Source organism: Micromonospora sp. NPDC047620, assembly GCF_043205005.1.
Taxonomy (GTDB): Bacteria; Actinomycetota; Actinomycetes; order Mycobacteriales; family Micromonosporaceae; genus Micromonospora.
The window spans coordinates 123,206-137,452 of record NZ_JBIDDG010000005.1; the positions used below are offsets into that span (position 1 = coordinate 123,206).

Annotated in this window: 16 protein-coding genes; 9 read left to right on the top strand and 7 right to left on the bottom strand. The window is 72.7% G+C overall.

Annotated elements, in window-relative coordinates; translation table 11 throughout:
* Positions 1 to 23: 23 nt before the first annotated feature.
* A complete protein-coding gene (locus tag ACGF5C_RS07715; RefSeq protein WP_393297947.1) occupies positions 24 to 1,703 on the top strand; it encodes a DNA repair helicase XPB in 1,680 nt (559 codons plus the stop codon).
* A 42-nt stretch (positions 1,704 to 1,745) separates the two neighbouring features.
* Here the strand turns inward: ACGF5C_RS07715 and ACGF5C_RS07720 are convergent, their stop codons facing one another.
* From ACGF5C_RS07720 to ACGF5C_RS07735, 4 genes are all read right to left on the bottom strand, one after another.
* Complete coding sequence (locus ACGF5C_RS07720) at positions 1,746 to 2,090, bottom strand: type II toxin-antitoxin system HicB family antitoxin (RefSeq protein ID WP_393297950.1); 345 nt, start codon at positions 2,088 to 2,090, stop codon at positions 1,746 to 1,748.
* On the bottom strand, positions 2,090 to 2,305 hold the full coding sequence (locus ACGF5C_RS07725; protein ID WP_393297953.1) for a toxin HicA: 216 nt from the start codon (positions 2,303 to 2,305) through the stop codon (positions 2,090 to 2,092). The genes ACGF5C_RS07720 and ACGF5C_RS07725 overlap by 1 nt, the downstream gene beginning before the upstream one ends.
* A 1,121-nt stretch (positions 2,306 to 3,426) precedes the next feature.
* Positions 3,427 to 3,996, bottom strand: coding sequence for a dihydrofolate reductase family protein (locus ACGF5C_RS07730; RefSeq protein WP_393297956.1), 570 nt, complete (start codon positions 3,994 to 3,996; stop codon positions 3,427 to 3,429).
* Between the two features lie 26 nt (positions 3,997 to 4,022).
* Positions 4,023 to 4,787, bottom strand: a complete 765-nt coding sequence (locus ACGF5C_RS07735; RefSeq protein ID WP_393297959.1) for a TIGR03089 family protein — start codon at positions 4,785 to 4,787, stop codon at positions 4,023 to 4,025.
* A 146-nt stretch (positions 4,788 to 4,933) separates the two neighbouring features.
* Here ACGF5C_RS07735 and ACGF5C_RS07740 point away from each other — a divergent pair, with 146 nt between their 5' ends.
* On the top strand, positions 4,934 to 5,782 hold the full coding sequence (locus tag ACGF5C_RS07740) for a hypothetical protein (protein ID WP_393297962.1): 849 nt from the start codon (positions 4,934 to 4,936) through the stop codon (positions 5,780 to 5,782).
* 36 nt (positions 5,783 to 5,818) lie between these two features.
* On the opposite strand, the gene ligD (ACGF5C_RS07745) is transcribed toward ACGF5C_RS07740, so the two are convergent.
* Together ligD (ACGF5C_RS07745) and ligD (ACGF5C_RS07750) are read right to left on the bottom strand one after the other, a co-directional pair.
* Positions 5,819 to 6,730 carry a non-homologous end-joining DNA ligase gene (gene ligD, locus ACGF5C_RS07745; protein ID WP_393297965.1) on the bottom strand — a complete coding sequence of 304 codons (912 nt, stop codon included), beginning with the start codon at positions 6,728 to 6,730 and terminating at the stop codon, positions 5,819 to 5,821.
* The gene (gene ligD, locus ACGF5C_RS07750; RefSeq protein ID WP_393297968.1) at positions 6,720 to 7,661 is read right to left on the bottom strand and encodes a non-homologous end-joining DNA ligase; all 942 of its coding nucleotides are present in this window, start codon (positions 7,659 to 7,661) and stop codon (positions 6,720 to 6,722) included. The genes ligD (ACGF5C_RS07745) and ligD (ACGF5C_RS07750) overlap by 11 nt, the downstream gene beginning before the upstream one ends.
* Positions 7,662 to 7,746: 85 nt before the next feature.
* Between ligD (ACGF5C_RS07750) and ACGF5C_RS07755 the strand changes: the two genes are divergently transcribed.
* The 6 genes from ACGF5C_RS07755 to ACGF5C_RS07780 all read left to right on the top strand — a co-directional run bounded on the left by ACGF5C_RS07755 (position 7,747) and on the right by ACGF5C_RS07780 (position 12,273).
* Positions 7,747 to 8,763: a Ku protein gene (locus ACGF5C_RS07755; protein WP_393297971.1), complete on the top strand. Its 1,017-nt coding sequence runs from the start codon at positions 7,747 to 7,749 to the stop codon at positions 8,761 to 8,763.
* Positions 8,764 to 8,921: 158 nt separating this feature from the next.
* Entirely contained in the window at positions 8,922 to 9,314 is a 393-nt protein-coding gene (locus tag ACGF5C_RS07760) for a MerR family transcriptional regulator (RefSeq protein WP_393297974.1), read from the top strand.
* Positions 9,284 to 9,631, top strand: coding sequence for a thioredoxin (gene trxA / locus ACGF5C_RS07765; RefSeq protein WP_393297977.1), 348 nt, complete (start codon positions 9,284 to 9,286; stop codon positions 9,629 to 9,631). Before ACGF5C_RS07760 ends, trxA begins: the two co-directional genes overlap by 31 nt.
* A 156-nt stretch (positions 9,632 to 9,787) precedes the next feature.
* On the top strand, positions 9,788 to 10,468 hold the full coding sequence (locus ACGF5C_RS07770; RefSeq protein WP_393297980.1) for an FKBP-type peptidyl-prolyl cis-trans isomerase: 681 nt from the start codon (positions 9,788 to 9,790) through the stop codon (positions 10,466 to 10,468).
* Between the two features lie 195 nt (positions 10,469 to 10,663).
* Positions 10,664 to 11,488: a hypothetical protein gene (locus ACGF5C_RS07775; protein WP_393298398.1), complete on the top strand. Its 825-nt coding sequence runs from the start codon at positions 10,664 to 10,666 to the stop codon at positions 11,486 to 11,488.
* A gap of 113 nt (positions 11,489 to 11,601) precedes the next feature.
* Positions 11,602 to 12,273 carry an HAD family hydrolase gene (locus ACGF5C_RS07780; RefSeq protein ID WP_393297982.1) on the top strand — a complete coding sequence of 224 codons (672 nt, stop codon included), beginning with the start codon at positions 11,602 to 11,604 and terminating at the stop codon, positions 12,271 to 12,273.
* A 5-nt stretch (positions 12,274 to 12,278) separates the two neighbouring features.
* On the opposite strand, the gene ACGF5C_RS07785 is transcribed toward ACGF5C_RS07780, so the two are convergent.
* The gene (locus tag ACGF5C_RS07785) at positions 12,279 to 12,803 is read right to left on the bottom strand and encodes an SAM-dependent methyltransferase (RefSeq protein ID WP_393297985.1); all 525 of its coding nucleotides are present in this window, start codon (positions 12,801 to 12,803) and stop codon (positions 12,279 to 12,281) included.
* A gap of 261 nt (positions 12,804 to 13,064) precedes the next feature.
* Here ACGF5C_RS07785 and ACGF5C_RS07790 point away from each other — a divergent pair, with 261 nt between their 5' ends.
* Positions 13,065 to 14,081, top strand: a complete 1,017-nt coding sequence (locus ACGF5C_RS07790) for an NADPH:quinone reductase (RefSeq protein ID WP_393297987.1) — start codon at positions 13,065 to 13,067, stop codon at positions 14,079 to 14,081.
* Positions 14,082 to 14,247: the final 166 nt, after the last annotated feature.

Here is a 14,247-nt window from a genome sequence, read left to right on the forward strand (position 1 = left end):
CGAGGCGGAGGAGAGGCACTGGCGTGAGCGGTGGACCCCTGATCGTGCAGTCGGACAAGACCCTGCTGCTGGAGATCGACCACCCCGACGCACAGGTGTGCCGGATGGCCATCGCGCCCTTCGCGGAGCTGGAGCGCTCCCCGGAGCACGTGCACACCTACCGGCTGACCCCGCTCGGGTTGTGGAACGCGCGCGCCGCCGGGCACGACGCCGAGGCCGTGGTGGACGCGCTGATCAAGTATTCGCGGTACCCGGTCCCGCACGCGCTGCTGGTCGACGTGGCCGAGACGATGGACCGGTACGGCCGGCTCCAGCTCGCCAACGACCCGGCGCACGGGCTGGTGCTGCGGGCCCTGGACCGGGTGGTGCTGATCGAGGTCGCCAAGAGCAAGAAGCTCGCCGGCATGCTCGGCGCGAAGATCGACGACGACACGATCGCGGTGCACCCGTCCGAGCGGGGCCGGCTCAAGCAGGCGCTGCTCAAGCTGGGCTGGCCGGCGGAGGACCTGGCCGGCTACGTCGACGGCGAGGCGCACCCGATCGAGCTGGCCGAGGCCGGCAAGGACGGCGGCAAGCCGTGGACGCTGCGGTCGTACCAGCGGGAGGCCGTGGAGGCGTTCTGGGCCGGCGGGTCGGGCGTGGTGGTGCTGCCCTGCGGCGCGGGCAAGACGCTGGTCGGGGCGGCGGCGATGGCCGAGGCGAAGGCCACCACGCTGATCCTGGTCACCAACACGGTCGCGGGGCGGCAGTGGAAGCGCGAGCTGATCGCCCGCACCTCCCTGACCGAGGAGGAGATCGGCGAGTACTCGGGCGAGCGCAAGGAGATCCGCCCGGTCACCATCGCCACGTACCAGGTGCTCACCTCGCGGCGCGGCGGCGCGTTCACCCACCTGGACCTGTTCGGGGCGCGAGACTGGGGCCTGGTCGTCTACGACGAGGTGCACCTGCTGCCCGCGCCGATCTTCCGGTTCACCGCGGACCTCCAGGCCCGCCGCCGGCTGGGCCTCACGGCGACGCTGGTACGCGAGGACGGCCGGGAGGGCGACGTGTTCAGCCTGATCGGCCCGAAGCGGTACGACGCGCCGTGGAAGGACATCGAGTCGCAGGGCTGGATCGCCCCGGCCCAGTGCACCGAGGTACGCGTGACGCTCACCGACGCGGAACGCATGTCGTACGCGACGGCGGAGGCCGAGGAGCGCTATCGGATGGCGGCGACCGCCCGGACGAAGCTGCCCGTAGTCAAGGCCCTGGTGGAGCGGCACCCGGGCGAGCAGACGCTGGTGATCGGCGGCTACATCGAGCAACTCCACCAGCTCGGCGAATACCTCGACGCGCCGATCGTGCAGGGCTCCACCACCAACAAGGAACGGGAGCGGCTCTTCGACGCGTTCCGCTCCGGGGAGATCCGCACCCTGGTGATCTCGAAGGTCGGCAACTTCTCCATCGACCTTCCCGAGGCGGCGGTGGCGATCCAGGTCTCCGGCACCTTCGGCTCGCGGCAGGAGGAAGCGCAGCGGCTGGGGCGGGTGCTGCGGCCGAAGGCCGACGGCCGGCAGGCGCACTTCTACACGGTCGTCTCCCGCGACACCATCGACACCGAGTACGCCGCCCACCGCCAGCGCTTCCTGGCGGAGCAGGGCTACGCGTACACGATCGTCGACGCCGACGACGTCCTCGGCCCGAAGCTGCCGACGATCGACTGAGGAAACCCTGCCCCGTCGGGGAGCCGGGCCGTTCCGCGTTGATCAGGCGGCGCTGAGCTTTCGTAGGACGTACTGGTTGAGGCTCATGCCGTCCTCGGCGGCGTGGATAGCAAGCTCGCGGTGCAGGCTCTCTCCGACGCGGAGGTTGAACTTGCCTGAGAAGCTGCGCTCAGCGAACGGCTGCGGCACCTGCTCGCCTTGCACTTCCATGTCCACGATCACGTCACGCAGTAGATCCTGCAGCCCCTGCAGAGCCTCGATCTGGGATGCGGCCAGCCACGAGAGAGATGGAAACTCGGCGCAGGTGGCGACGAACTCGCGGTCCTGGGCCGACCACGTGACACGGTAGGTGTAGTGGGAAATCTCGGGACGGGCATCAGCCTGCATCACATGGCCTCCTTCTTGTCGATCGCCTTGAGCACTTGCCGCACCTGGTACGCCTTGGCCTTGCCTTTGTCGTTCTGGATGTTGACGCGCGGGTCGCCCGCCCAGGGCATCTTGAACACCGCATGGGAGATGCCGACTTGCCGCGGCTTCCCGAAGTAGTGCTCGCACACCCGGTAGAGATCGTTGTAGGCGATGTTCTGCTGGGTCTTACGCATCGCTTCAACGAGCTTGTCTAGGGACGAGAGGCGACGATGGTACTGCGGGCAGTACCATCGTCGCAATGCTTCGCCGCACAACTTACGAGTACGTGTACGTGACCGCCGTCGACGCCGACGACGTCCTCGGTCGACTGGCTCCCGGCACCAGGCGAACGTCGGGGAGACCTCGCGGGGAGCGCACGTCTCTCGCGCTCGCTACAACCTCGATGTCGTGGATGATTCAGCCGTCAGCGCTTCGCCGACTCGGCAACGAACACATCCTGGTCGGCGCGGTGGACCTGGACCCGGCTCAGCGGTGTGACCCGACGCTAACGAATGACTGATGTCTCCCCGGGTACGCGGGCTGCGATACCGGCGAAGGATCAGGCCGGTGATAGGCGAAGGCGTCGATGAGGTCCCAGCCACCGCCTGCGCCCGCACCGCAGCCGCGCTGGGACATTGCCCGGTACGGAATCGCGACGGCCGATTCCGACATTCGCGAGAAGAGAGGCATGCGATGAGAGACAGGATCCTCCAGGAGTTGAAGAGGCGGACGAAGTCAATCATGGTGCGCCGCAGGGGCAGGGATTCCATCATCAGCAAGCGAGGCCGCTCCAGGAGACCCGGCAGGCTTTTTCAGTAAGCACCTTATTTTGCGTCCACGAATAGGGTTGACGGGCCGCTGACCGCGCGGCCCGTCAACCCCGACACGCGCCATCAAGGCGCGTTACTTGACGCCGCCGGCCCGAATGCCACCCAGGCGCCGCTCATTCGGCCCGCCTTCGGCAGCAATTCTTCGACGCGTTCCGCCCCGGCGAGCTACACACCAGCGCCACTGGGTCTTCTGCGACCGCCCGCCGCCCGGCGGCGCGCGTTGCGGCCTGCCGACCGACCACACCGCGCCCTGCTCCCGCCGCCCCTGGCGGACCCGCAACCAACCTGAACAAAAAACGACTCCGCCGCTGCTCCGGCCAGATCTTGGACAGTTTCCGTTCGCCGGAAACGACAACTGTCCAAGATCGCCAAAGCCGGCGGGGCGGGAGCGGCGTAGGGGTGTCGGGGTAGTACCGGCAGTTGGGCCATTGGGTCCGATGGGCGAGCCGGCGCTGACGGGGCCCGTGCTCGGGACTGCCGGGCGGCTACGGCCGGCGGACCCGGTAGTAGAGGTGGGTTACCTGGTCGCCCTCGATGACGGTCGGCCCGGTCAGCTCGACCGGCGGGTGACCGAGCTGGTCGAAGAACGGCACCCCGCCGCCGAGTAGGACCGGCACGAGGTTGACCCGGATCTCGTCCAGCAGCCCGGCGTCGAGGCACTGGCGGGCGATGGTGCCGCCGTTGACCCCGACCCAGCGGTCACCGGCCAGCTCCCGGGCCTGCGCGACGGCGGCCTCGATGCCCTCGGTCACGAAGGTGAACGGCGCGTCCGGCCGGGGCCAGCCGTCCGGCACGTGGTGGGTGACCACCACGACCGGCTTGTCCAGGGGGTGCCTGCCGTCCCAGCCGCCGACGAGGTCGAAGAGTCGCCGGCCGACGACCAGGGCACCGGTCTCGTCCACGGTGCGGCGCACGTGGCCGGCGCTCGCCGAGGAGGTGCGGAACGTCATGTCCGGCTTGGCGGTCGGCACGGGGACGTCGCCGTTCTCGTACCAGCGGAAGAGCAGGTCGAAGCCGCTCTCGCCCGGACCGGAGATGTAGCCGTCCAGCGACATGCTCGCCTCGGTGTAGACCCCGGAAATCAGAGCACCCGGGTGATCTGCTCGGCGGCGATCCGGGCGTCCAGGGTCGCCGGGTCGAGGTTGGCGCAGAGCACCACCGACGCGCCGACGGCCAGCGGCGCCAGCAGCCAGTACACGGGCTGCTCGTGCTCGGCGACGTCGACCAGCAGCCGGTCGCCGGCCCGCAGGTCCAGCCGCTCCGCCACGGCCCGCGCGACGCTGCCCCACTCGCGGTAGCTCGTGCCGTCCGAGCTGGCCGCGTCGGAGCTGGTCAGCGGGGCGGACGCGGGCAGCGCGTCGGTGTGCCGGGCCACCTCGGCGAGCCAGTCCAGGTAGCCCAGGGGCACCTCGACCAACGGGGCGGGCCCGAGCCCGAGGACGTAGCGGTGCCGCCCCTCGGGCACGTCCTCCAGCCAGTCGTCCAGCCGCTTCGCGCTGACGAAGACGGCGTCGAACGGCTCGTTGTCGCCGGGCCCGACCTGCGGCAGGCCGGCGGTCGCCCGGGGACGGAACGACACCGCCACCCCGGCCGACCAGGCGCCCAGCAGCACGGCGGCGGTCTGCCAGTGGGCCGGGAGCAGCACGGCGGCCCGGTCGCCGACGCCCAGCCCGCAGCCCTCGCGCAGCAGCCCGGCGGCCCGCGCCGCCCAGCCGCCCAGCTCCGTCGCGGTCAGGTCGACCCGCTCACCGGTCGCGTCGTCGAGATACGTCAGCAGCGGCCGGTCCATCTCGGTGGGCCGGTCACCGGTCGGCGACTCCCAAACGAGGGCATCAGTCAGGATCATCACGCACTCCTCGGGCAGGCTCAGGCCACCCTATTCAACCAGCGTCGGACCGGCATTTGATTGACGCGCCGGGCGGGCATGCGACCGGATGGGCGCCACCTGAACCGGTCAACCCCTGCGAGCCAGGGTGCGCTACTGTCCGGCCCATGGTGACCGAGGCGTTCGACATCTGGACCGACGACGACGTCGCTGACGAGGCCGGGGAGCGGCCCAGGCTGCCCGCGGGATGGGCCGACCATGCGGGGCCGGGCATCGACGTCCGGACCTGGCCCAGGTCCCCGCGCACCGGTCAACCGATGCTGCACTGCTTCACGCTGTGGTTGCCCGAGGCGTACCGGCGGCGCGGACCCGATCTGGTGGCCGTCGCCGTCTTCCAGTGGGAGGACGAGCTCTACTTCAAGGACCCGTCGCCGGAGGTCACCGCGGTCATCGCCGGCCGCCCCGTCGACGTCGCACAGCCCGAGCACCCGTTCTGGGCCGAACTCGCCCAGGCCAGGGCCCACCCACGACTGCAGGTCGCCGACGACGGCGTCGCGTCCCTGATCGCCATGGTGTGGCTCACCGAGGCGGAGCTGAACGGACCACGGGTCGCCCGACCCACTGCGGCGCCCTCGCTCGCCGACGGCGAGGTCGACAACAGCTCCTGGCGGGCGAGGCACGGCGTATACGGTTCCCTGTGGCTGGTGCCCCGCGACGACCCCAACGCAGGCGTGCCACCGGTGAGTTTCCCGTCCGACGGCGACGCCTACGTCGACGTGCCGGACAAGTTCGATGTCTTCCACGCCGAGCACCTGGGCGGCACCGGCATGTCCCCCGACGGAATGCGCGACGGCCTGTCGCCCTGGTACGTCGAGGTGTGCCGACTGGGCGGCATCAGCTTCGGCGGCGACCTGGACATCGCCCTGGACCTCGAAAACGGCGCCTTCCTCGGCGACTGGAGCACCGCTGTGATGATCCCGGGCACCGACGCCGGTCAACCGACGCCGCCACGTTGAACTGGCGGCAAGGAGCCTTTGGGGTCCCGTTGACCGTCACACCGGCAGCTCGGGGCCGCCGTCGAGCAGCGGGGCGAGCAGGTCTCCGTCCTTCTCCACCCGCTTGAGCACTTCGCTCGCCACGTACGGCTTGGTGGCCGGCCGCTTGCCGGCCGCGCCCGCCTCCACCTCGTCCCACGTCAGCGGGGTGGACACCGACGGCACCGACTGGGCCCGCAGCGAGTACGGCGACACCGTCGTCTTGGCCGCGTTGTTCTGGCTCCAGTCGATGAAGACCTTGCCGGGCCGCAGGTTCTTCGCCATCTTCGACACGACCAGTTTCGGGTGCGCCCGTTCCAGCTCCTGGGCGATCCGCTTGGCGTAGGCGGACACGTCCTCGGCGTCCTGCGTGCCGGCGATCGGGCAGCAGAGTTGCATGCCCTTCTTCCCGGACGTCTTCGGGTAGCTGTCGATGCCGTCCTCGGCGAGCCGGTCCCGCATCAGCAGCGCCACCTGGCAGCACTGGCGCAGCGCCGCCGGCGGCCCCGGATCCAGGTCGACCACCATCATGTCCGGGTGCTCGCCGATTTTCCACTGTGGGGTGTGCAGCTCCAGCGCGGCGAGGTTGGCCAGCCAGACCAGGGTGGGCAGGTCGTCGGCGACCACGTAGTCGATGGTCTCCCGGCCCTTGCTCGACCCGGGCGCGGGCAGCGTCTCGGTGCGTACCCAGCCGGGGGTGGCGGCCGGGGCGTTCTTCTCGAAGAACGAGCCGCCGGTGACCCCGTTGGGGAAGCGGATCCGGGTCAGCGCCCGGCCCTGCAGGTGCGGCAGGAGCACCGGGGCGATGCGGGTGTAGTAGTCGATCACCTCGCCCTTGGTGAACCCCGCGTCGGGATAGAGCACCTTGTCCAGGTTGGACACCTCCAGCGAACGCCCCTCGACGTCCACCTTCAACCGCTCAGCCGGCATCGTCGACCTCCTCGGCGGGCTTGTCCGGTCGCAGCCGGAGCACCCGCGGGAACCGCAACCGCCCGTCCGGGGTGCGCTGGCCGTACTTCACCTCCACCACGACCCTCGGTGTTACCCAGATCGCGCCCCGCGCATCCTCGCGCGGCAGGGCGTCGGCGAACGGCGAACCGCCGGTGCGCAGCGGCTCCAGCTCGCGGAGCAGTTCCCGCTCGATGGCCGCGCCGATGCCGCCGCCGACCCGCCCCCGGTAGGTGAGCCGCCCGTCCGGGCGCGGCACCCCGACCAGCAGGCCGCCGATCTTCCGCGCCCCGGGCCGCCAGCCGCCGACCACGAAGTCGCCGGTCACCTCCAGCTTGACCTTCACCCAGTCCGGCGAGCGCACCCCCGGGCGGTAGACCGAGTCGACCCGCTTGGCCATCACCCCCTCCAGGCCGTGCTCGCCCGCCGCCTCGTAGGTGGCCAGGCCGTCGGGGAAGACCGGCGACACCGCCCACCGGGCGCCGCCGAGCGCCAGGCCGTCCAGGGCCTCCCGCCGGCGGGCGTACGACCGGCCGGTCAGGTCCTCGCCGTCGAGCCGGAGCAGGTCGAAGATCATGTACGTCACCGGGATGGTCGCCGCCAGCCGGGCGGCCTTGTTCCGGTCGCGGACGTGCATCCGCTCCGCCAGGGCGGTGAACGAGGGCTGGCCGTGCTCGCCGAGCAGCACCACCTCGCCGTCGAGCAGCGCGTCGCCCACCTGCTTCTGGAGGGTGGCCAGCTCGGGGTACGCGACGGTGATCTCGACGCCGGAGCGGGCGTACAGGTGCTGCCGGCCGCCGGAGATGTCGGTGAGCGCGCGGACGCCGTCCCACTTGAACTCGAAGGCCCAGCCGGAACCCGCCGGGAGCTGCCCGGTCATCGCGAGCATCGGCTTGAGCGGCGCGCCGGGCACCCCATGACTGTACTTGCGCACGGAAGCGCTCGCGTGGCCTTCGATCTTTTGGGATCCTGGGCAGTACCGGCGAGAGGAGCACGGGATGCGGGCCATCTGGAAGGGAGCGGTCTCGTTCGGGCTGGTCTCGATCGGGGTGCGGGTCTACTCGGCCACCGAGGAGAAGGACATCCGCTTCCACCAGGTGCACCGGGACGACGGCGGCCGGATCCGCTACAAGCGCACCTGTCAGGTCTGCGGCGAGGAGGTCACCTACGACGACATCGCCAAGGGCTACGACATCGGCGGCGGCGAGATGGTGATCCTGACCGACGAGGACTTCGCCGACCTGCCGCTGTCCACCTCGCACGCGATCGACGTGCTGGAGTTCGTCCCCGCCGAGCAGGTCGACCCGATCCTCTACAACAAGGCGTACTTCCTGGAGCCGGAGGGCACCGCCACCAAGCCGTACGTGCTGCTGCGCGACGCGCTGGCCGACTCGGAGCGGGTGGCGATCGTCAAGGTGGCACTGCGCCAGCGGGAGCAGCTCGCCACGCTGCGGGTCCGGGAGGGCGTGCTGCTGCTCAACACGATGCTCTGGCCGGACGAGATCCGTACCCCCGACTTCGGCTTCCTCGACGAGGACCTGAAGGTCCGCGCGCCGGAGTTGGCCATGGCCAGCTCGCTGATCGACTCGATGGCCGGCGAGTTCGAGCCGGACGCCTTCACCGACGACTACCGGGCGGCCCTCCAGGAGGTCATCGACGCCAAGGTGGAGGGCCGCGAGGTGGTCCAGCCGGAGGAGGTCGAGGAGGCCCCGGCGGCGGCGGTGGACCTGATGGCGGCGCTCAAGGCGTCCGTGGAGCGGGCCAAGGCCGCCCGGGGCGAGGCGCCGGCCGGCGGTGCCGCCGAACCGACCCCGATCTCGGCGGCCCGCTCGGCGCAGAAGAAGGCAGCCGAGAAGAAGGCGGCCAAGGCCCCGGCCAAGAAGGCGGCCGAGAAGAAGGCGGCGCCCAGGAAGACCGCCGCGAAGAAGGCCGCGCCGAAGAAGGCCGCCGAGGCCGAGAAGAAGCCCGCGGCCAAGAAGGCGGCCCCGAAGAAGGCCGCCCGCAAGACCGCCTGACCCTCGTCGGGTCGCGTCCCGGCCGGCCCCGCCCGCGTCCGGCCGGTCGAGAGGCGGTGCCGTCCCGACGCCTGCCCGGGGGCCTCCCCGCGAGCCGGAGGTTGCCTTGACGCCGGTGGCAAGGTCTAGCGTCGGTCGCGTCGGACGAGGGAGGTCGGATGCTGATCGGTGAGCTGGCGGAACGCGCCGGCACGAGCACCCGGGCCCTGCGCTACTACGAGACGCACGGCCTGGTCCGGGCGGCCCGCTCGGCCAACGGCTACCGGGTCTACGACGAGGCGGAACTGCACGTCGTACGCGAGATCCGGGCCCTGCTCGCGGTGGGCTTCGGGCTCGACGACATCCGCCCGTTCGTCGCCTGCCTCCGGGCCGGCAACGCCTCCGGTCACGTCTGCCCGGACTCCGTCGCAGTGCTGCGGCGGAAGCTGGCGGAGGTGGACGCCGGCATCGACCGACTGCACGCGGTCCGGCAGGAGCTGCGGGACCAGCTCGCCCACGCCATCGCCCACCGGGAGGAAACATGCTCGAGACTGCGCCGGGCGGCTCGCTGACCGCCGTCACCGACGACACCTTCGCCGCCGTGGTGCTCGCCGCCGACCGGCCGGTGGTGGTCGACTTCTGGGCCGACTGGTGCCCGCCGTGCCGGGCGATCTCCCGCAGCCTCGCCGAGCTGGCCGGCGAGTTCGCCGGGCGGATGGCCTTCGCCACGATCGACACCGACGCCAACCCGGACACCACGCGCACGTACGGCGTGCTGTCCCTGCCCACCCTGCTGGTCTTCCGCCGCGGCGAGGTGGTCGGCTCGATCGTCGGGGCGCGGCCGAAGCACCACCTGCGGCAGTCCCTGGCCCGGCACCTGGCCGGCTGAGCCCGCGCGCGTCGGTCTGCCGCCGCCCCGCCTCGGGCGTTCCTGCCGGTGCGAATGGGGCGGGGGTGGCGCGCGTGGTGGAAGCGGGACGGCCGAGGCGGCACGGTGGGCGTCGGGGCGGGTACCGTGTGCGTCGACTTTCCCCCCGGCACTCCGATGCCGGCCACACCTTCGCAGCAGGGAGTCGACGCCGTGAGCGAGCGTACGCAGAACCGAGCCCAGAAGTCGGAGCGGCGGCTGGCCGCCCAGTTGGCGGCGCAGAAGGCGGCCGAGGCGAAGCGTCGCCGGCAGGCCTGGGCCGGCGGGCTCGCCGGCGTCGCCGTGGTCGCGGTGCTGATCACCGTCTTCGTGACGATCGGGCAGAACGACGACGACTCGAAGGAGCAGGCAGCGGGCACCCCGTCGGCGTCCGCCACCGCCCCGGCTGCCGACGCGCCTCCCGCCCCGCAGCTCCCGGCGGGTGCGGACCCGGCCCTGGGCACCAAGCCGACGGTCGCCGCCGGCAAGGGCGAGCTGAAGAAGCTCACCGTGACCCCGCTGATCAAGGGCACCGGCCCGGCGGTGCAGAAGGGCCAGACGATCACCACGAACTACGTGGGCGTGTTCTACAAGGACGGCAAGGAGTTCGACTCGTCGTGGAACGGCGGCCAGCCGGCCTCCTTCGCGATCGGCGTCGGCCAGGTCATCCCGGGCTGGGACCAGGGCCTGGTCGGGGTGACCGTCGGCAGCCGCGTGCAGCTCGACATCCCGGCCGAGCTGGCGTACGGCAACGACCCCTCCAGCGGGCGGCCGACCGGTCCGCTGCGCTTCGTCGTGGACGTGCTCGCGGCCCAGTGACCCGGGTGGCCGGCCCGGTTCGCCCGGGTTGTCGCCCCGGTGTGATGCAGTAGCCCACAGAGGGCTTCCGGCCCTTCACTGACCAGCAGTAGGTTCAGCGTCACCCCGGGCGGCCCGCCGTCCGGGGTGACCACCGGACCGGACGCGGAGGTGCACGTGACGGCGCTGGACGAGGCGGGGCGGACCGCCCGGGTGATGTGGACGCACTTCGAGCCGGTCCACGCGGTCACCTACTTCCATCCCCGTGCCCGCGCCGCCTTCGAGGCGGTCGGGCTGCGCGGCTTCTGGCGCGGCTACTTCGCCGGCCGGGCGGCGCCGCTCGGGCCTGTCGACGCCGCGCCGGTGGTCGGGTCGTTCTTCAACTTCGCTCCGCACACCGTGGCGCGGGCGCTACCGGCCGTCTGGCGGCTCGCCACCCCGCCGGAGGCGCTGCGCGCCCGGCTCACCGGCGCGGTGCAGGCGCTGGCCGAGCTGACCTACGAGCTGCCCGAGTCGCACCTGGTCGAGGCGGCCGAGCTGCTGGAGGCGGCCGCCGCCGAGGTGGAGCCCGCCGGCCGGGTGCTCGGCGCGGCCAACGCCGCCCTGCCGCGCGGTGAATACCCGCTGGCCCGGCTGTGGCAGGCCGCCACGACACTGCGGGAGCACCGCGGTGACGGGCACGTCGCGGCGCTGGTCGCGGCCGACCTCGACCCGGTGGAGACGCTGGCCTGGCGGGTCGCGGTCGGCATGTCCCCGCTGAACCTGACCGGGCGGGGGTGGGCCGAGGAGCAGTGGGCCGCCGCCCGTGCCCGGCTGACCGAGCGGGGCTGGCTGACCGCCGAGGGCGAGGCGACCGCGCAGGGCCGGGCCCGGTTCCAGGCGATCGAGGACGCCACCGACGCCGCCGCCGCGCGGCCGTGGCGGACGCTGGGCCGGGAGCGCACCGACCGGCTCCGGGAGCTGCTCGAACCGATCGCCCGCGCCGGCCACTCCGTCATCCCGGAGGGAAACCCGATCGGCCTGCCCACCCCGCAGAGCTGACCACCGCCCGCCCGGGACGGCACGGGTCATCGCCCGCCCGGGGACGGCACGGGTCGCCGCCCGGCGAGTCGGCCCGGTCGTCGCCCGTCCGGGACAGCACGGGTCGGCGCCCGATGGGGCAGGATGGGGCCGTGGCGGATGCGGTGATCTTCGACCTGGACGGCGTGATCGTGGATTCGGAGCCGGTCTGGGAGGAGGTGCGGCGGGCGTACGTGGCGGCGCACGGCGGGACCTGGCAGGCCGACACGCAGCACCGGCTGATGGGCATGAGCACCGGCGAGTGGTCCCGGTATCTCAGCGGGGAGCTGGGCGTCGACCGGAGCGCCGAGCAGGTCGCCACCGAGGTGGTCGAGGAGATGATCCGGCGGTACGCGGCGCGCGTACCGCTGATCGACGGGGCCGACGAGGTGGTGCGCCGGCTGGCCGGGCGGTGGCCGCTGGGGCTTGCCAGTTCCTCGCCGACCCGGCTGATCGCGGCGGCGCTGGCCGCGACGGGCCTGACCGACGTGTTCGGCGCGACGCTGTCGACCGAGGAGACGGAGCGGGGCAAGCCGGCGCCGGACGTCTACCTGGCGGTCGCCGGGCGGCTGGGCGTCGACCCGGCCCGCTGCGTCGCCGTGGAGGACTCGTCCAACGGCGTCCGGTCGGCGGCTGCCGCCGGGATGACGGTGGTGGCGGTGCCGCACGGGTCGTACCCGCTGGACCCGGACGCCGAGCGGCTCGCGGCGGTGGTGCTGGGCGCGGTGGGCGAGTTGACCCCCGCCACGGTGGACCGGCTCGGATAGGGGGCTCAGGCCGGACGGGCGACCACGTCCAGCAGCGGCGTCGGCCGGTCGACCCGGGCGATCTCCGCGACGGTCCAGCCCGCGGCGCCCACCCGGTCGGTGAGCCGGTCGACGAGCGGGGCCAGCCGGGCGGGGTGCGGCGGCTCGTAGACCAGGTGCAGCACGCCGTCGGGGGCCAGCAGGCCGGCGAGGCGGCGGAACTCGGCCGTGGGCGGCCGGGTCCAGAACAGGTTGACGTTGACCGCGAGGATCCGGTCGTATCGCTCACCGGAGGAGTCCAGGGTGGACAGGTCGGCGTGCCGGAAGACGGCCCGGCCGGCGGCGACCTGTGCGGCGTTGCGCTGGGCGGCGGCCCGCAGCGCGGTGGCGGACCGGTCGACCGCGACGACCCGGGCGACCGCCGGCACCGCGCAGATGAGCGCGACGGCCACGCCGTTGCCGCAGCCGATCTCCAGCACCCGGTGGCCGGCGCGCAGGTCGAGCCGGTCCACGGCCCAGCGCAGCCGCTCCGGCACCCGCCTGGTCGCCACCCGGTCAGCGTAGCCACGCGGGACCCGTCAGACCCGCCCGACTCGGGCCCGATCTCGGCACGCGTCGCCGAGCGGTCCCGCAGCTCCCCCGGTGCCGGCCGGTTCGGCGTCGGCCCCCACCCCGTCCCGCATGACCACTCCCTCCCGCCGGTCACCCGGTTGCACGGTTTCCGGCCCCGCCGGGATCGGCATGAGCACCGGTCCGCCGGGTACGGCAGCCGACGGCGCCCCGCGCCGGGGCCGCCGGGTGAGGAGACGGGGATGAAGGCGATCGTGTACGAGCGCACCGGCGACGCCTCGGTGCTGCAACTGGTCGACCGGCCGGTGCCGGAGCCGGGTCCCGGCGAGGTCCTGGTGCGGGTGGCGGTCTCCGGGGTGAACCCGACGGACTGGAAGTCGCGCCGGCAGGGGCCGCTGCCGGACGGCTGGCAGACGCCGGGGCAGGACGGCGCGGGGGTGATCGAGTCGGTCGGCGAGGGTGTCGACCGGGAGTTGCTCGGCGAGCGGGTCTGGCTGTGGGAGGCCGCCTGGCAGCGCCCGTGGGGCACCGCAGCCGAGTACACGGTGGTGCCGGTCCGGCAGGCGGTGCCCCTCGGCGACGCCTCCTTCGACGTGGGGGCCTGCCTGGGCATTCCCTTCCTCACCGCGCACCGGTGCCTGACGGCCGGGGAGTACACGCCGGACCGGCTGCACGCCGGGTCGCTCAGCGACCACACGGTGCTCGTGCAGGGCGGGGCGGGGGCGGTGGGCAACGCGGCCATCCAGCTCGCGCGGTGGGCGGACGCCCGCGTGGTCGCCACGGTCAGCAGCCCCGAGAAGGCGCAGCTCGCGGCGGCGGCCGGCGCGTCCTTCGTGGTCAACTACCGGGAGCAGGACGTGGTCGAGGAGGTCCGCAAGATCGCGCCCGACGGGGTGCACATGATCGTCGAGGTCTCCGCGGCGCGCAACGCCGCTACCGACGTACAACTGCTCCGGCGCGGCGGCGCGGTGTGCGTCTACGCCGACGACGGCGGGGACGAGGTGATCCTGCCGATCCGGCCGTCGATGGTGCCGAACGCGCGCTGGCAGTTCGTGCTCGTCTACACGGAGCCTAAGGCGGCCAAGGCCCAGGCGGTGGTGGACGTGGCCGCCGCTGCGGCGCAGGGCGGCATCCGGGTGGGCGAGGACGCGGGCCTGCCGCTGCACCACCACTCGCTCTCGGCGGCGGCCGCCGCGCACCGGGCGGTGGAGAACCATGTGGTCGGGAAGGTGCTCATCAGCACCAGCGCCGCGGGGTGACGGCCCGCCGGCCAGGATGGGATCAGTCGCCCGAAATCCCTCTGAGCTGGGCGAATTTCCCCATCGCCGGGACAGAGGCGAACAACTTTCGCAACAATGGTGGTGCGGGTCGCCCCGCAAGGAACGGGCGGCCCCGGCGCGGTGCGAACGCCGGGGCCGCCCCTGG

Excerpts from the sequence above, each read along its gene's own strand:
- ACGF5C_RS07720 (WP_393297950.1), bottom strand. The coding sequence starts at position 2,090 with ATGCAGGCTGATGCCCGTCCCGAGATTTCCCACTACACCTACCGTGTC.
- ligD (WP_393297965.1), bottom strand. The coding sequence starts at position 6,730 with ATGCCGGCTGAGCGGTTGAAGGTGGACGTCGAGGGGCGTTCGCTGGAG.
- trxA (WP_393297977.1), top strand. The coding sequence starts at position 9,284 with ATGCTCGAGACTGCGCCGGGCGGCTCGCTGACCGCCGTCACCGACGAC.
- ACGF5C_RS07740 (WP_393297962.1), top strand. The coding sequence starts at position 4,934 with ATGGTGACCGAGGCGTTCGACATCTGGACCGACGACGACGTCGCTGAC.
- ACGF5C_RS07760 (WP_393297974.1), top strand. The coding sequence starts at position 8,922 with ATGCTGATCGGTGAGCTGGCGGAACGCGCCGGCACGAGCACCCGGGCC.
- ACGF5C_RS07725 (WP_393297953.1), bottom strand. The coding sequence starts at position 2,305 with ATGCGTAAGACCCAGCAGAACATCGCCTACAACGATCTCTACCGGGTG.
- ACGF5C_RS07780 (WP_393297982.1), top strand. The coding sequence starts at position 11,602 with ATGGGGCAGGATGGGGCCGTGGCGGATGCGGTGATCTTCGACCTGGAC.
- ACGF5C_RS07775 (WP_393298398.1), top strand. The coding sequence starts at position 10,664 with ATGTGGACGCACTTCGAGCCGGTCCACGCGGTCACCTACTTCCATCCC.
- ACGF5C_RS07735 (WP_393297959.1), bottom strand. The coding sequence starts at position 4,787 with ATGATCCTGACTGATGCCCTCGTTTGGGAGTCGCCGACCGGTGACCGG.
- ACGF5C_RS07755 (WP_393297971.1), top strand. The coding sequence starts at position 7,747 with ATGCGGGCCATCTGGAAGGGAGCGGTCTCGTTCGGGCTGGTCTCGATC.
- ACGF5C_RS07730 (WP_393297956.1), bottom strand. The coding sequence starts at position 3,996 with ATGTCGCTGGACGGCTACATCTCCGGTCCGGGCGAGAGCGGCTTCGAC.
- ACGF5C_RS07790 (WP_393297987.1), top strand. The coding sequence starts at position 13,065 with ATGAAGGCGATCGTGTACGAGCGCACCGGCGACGCCTCGGTGCTGCAA.
- ACGF5C_RS07770 (WP_393297980.1), top strand. The coding sequence starts at position 9,788 with ATGCCGGCCACACCTTCGCAGCAGGGAGTCGACGCCGTGAGCGAGCGT.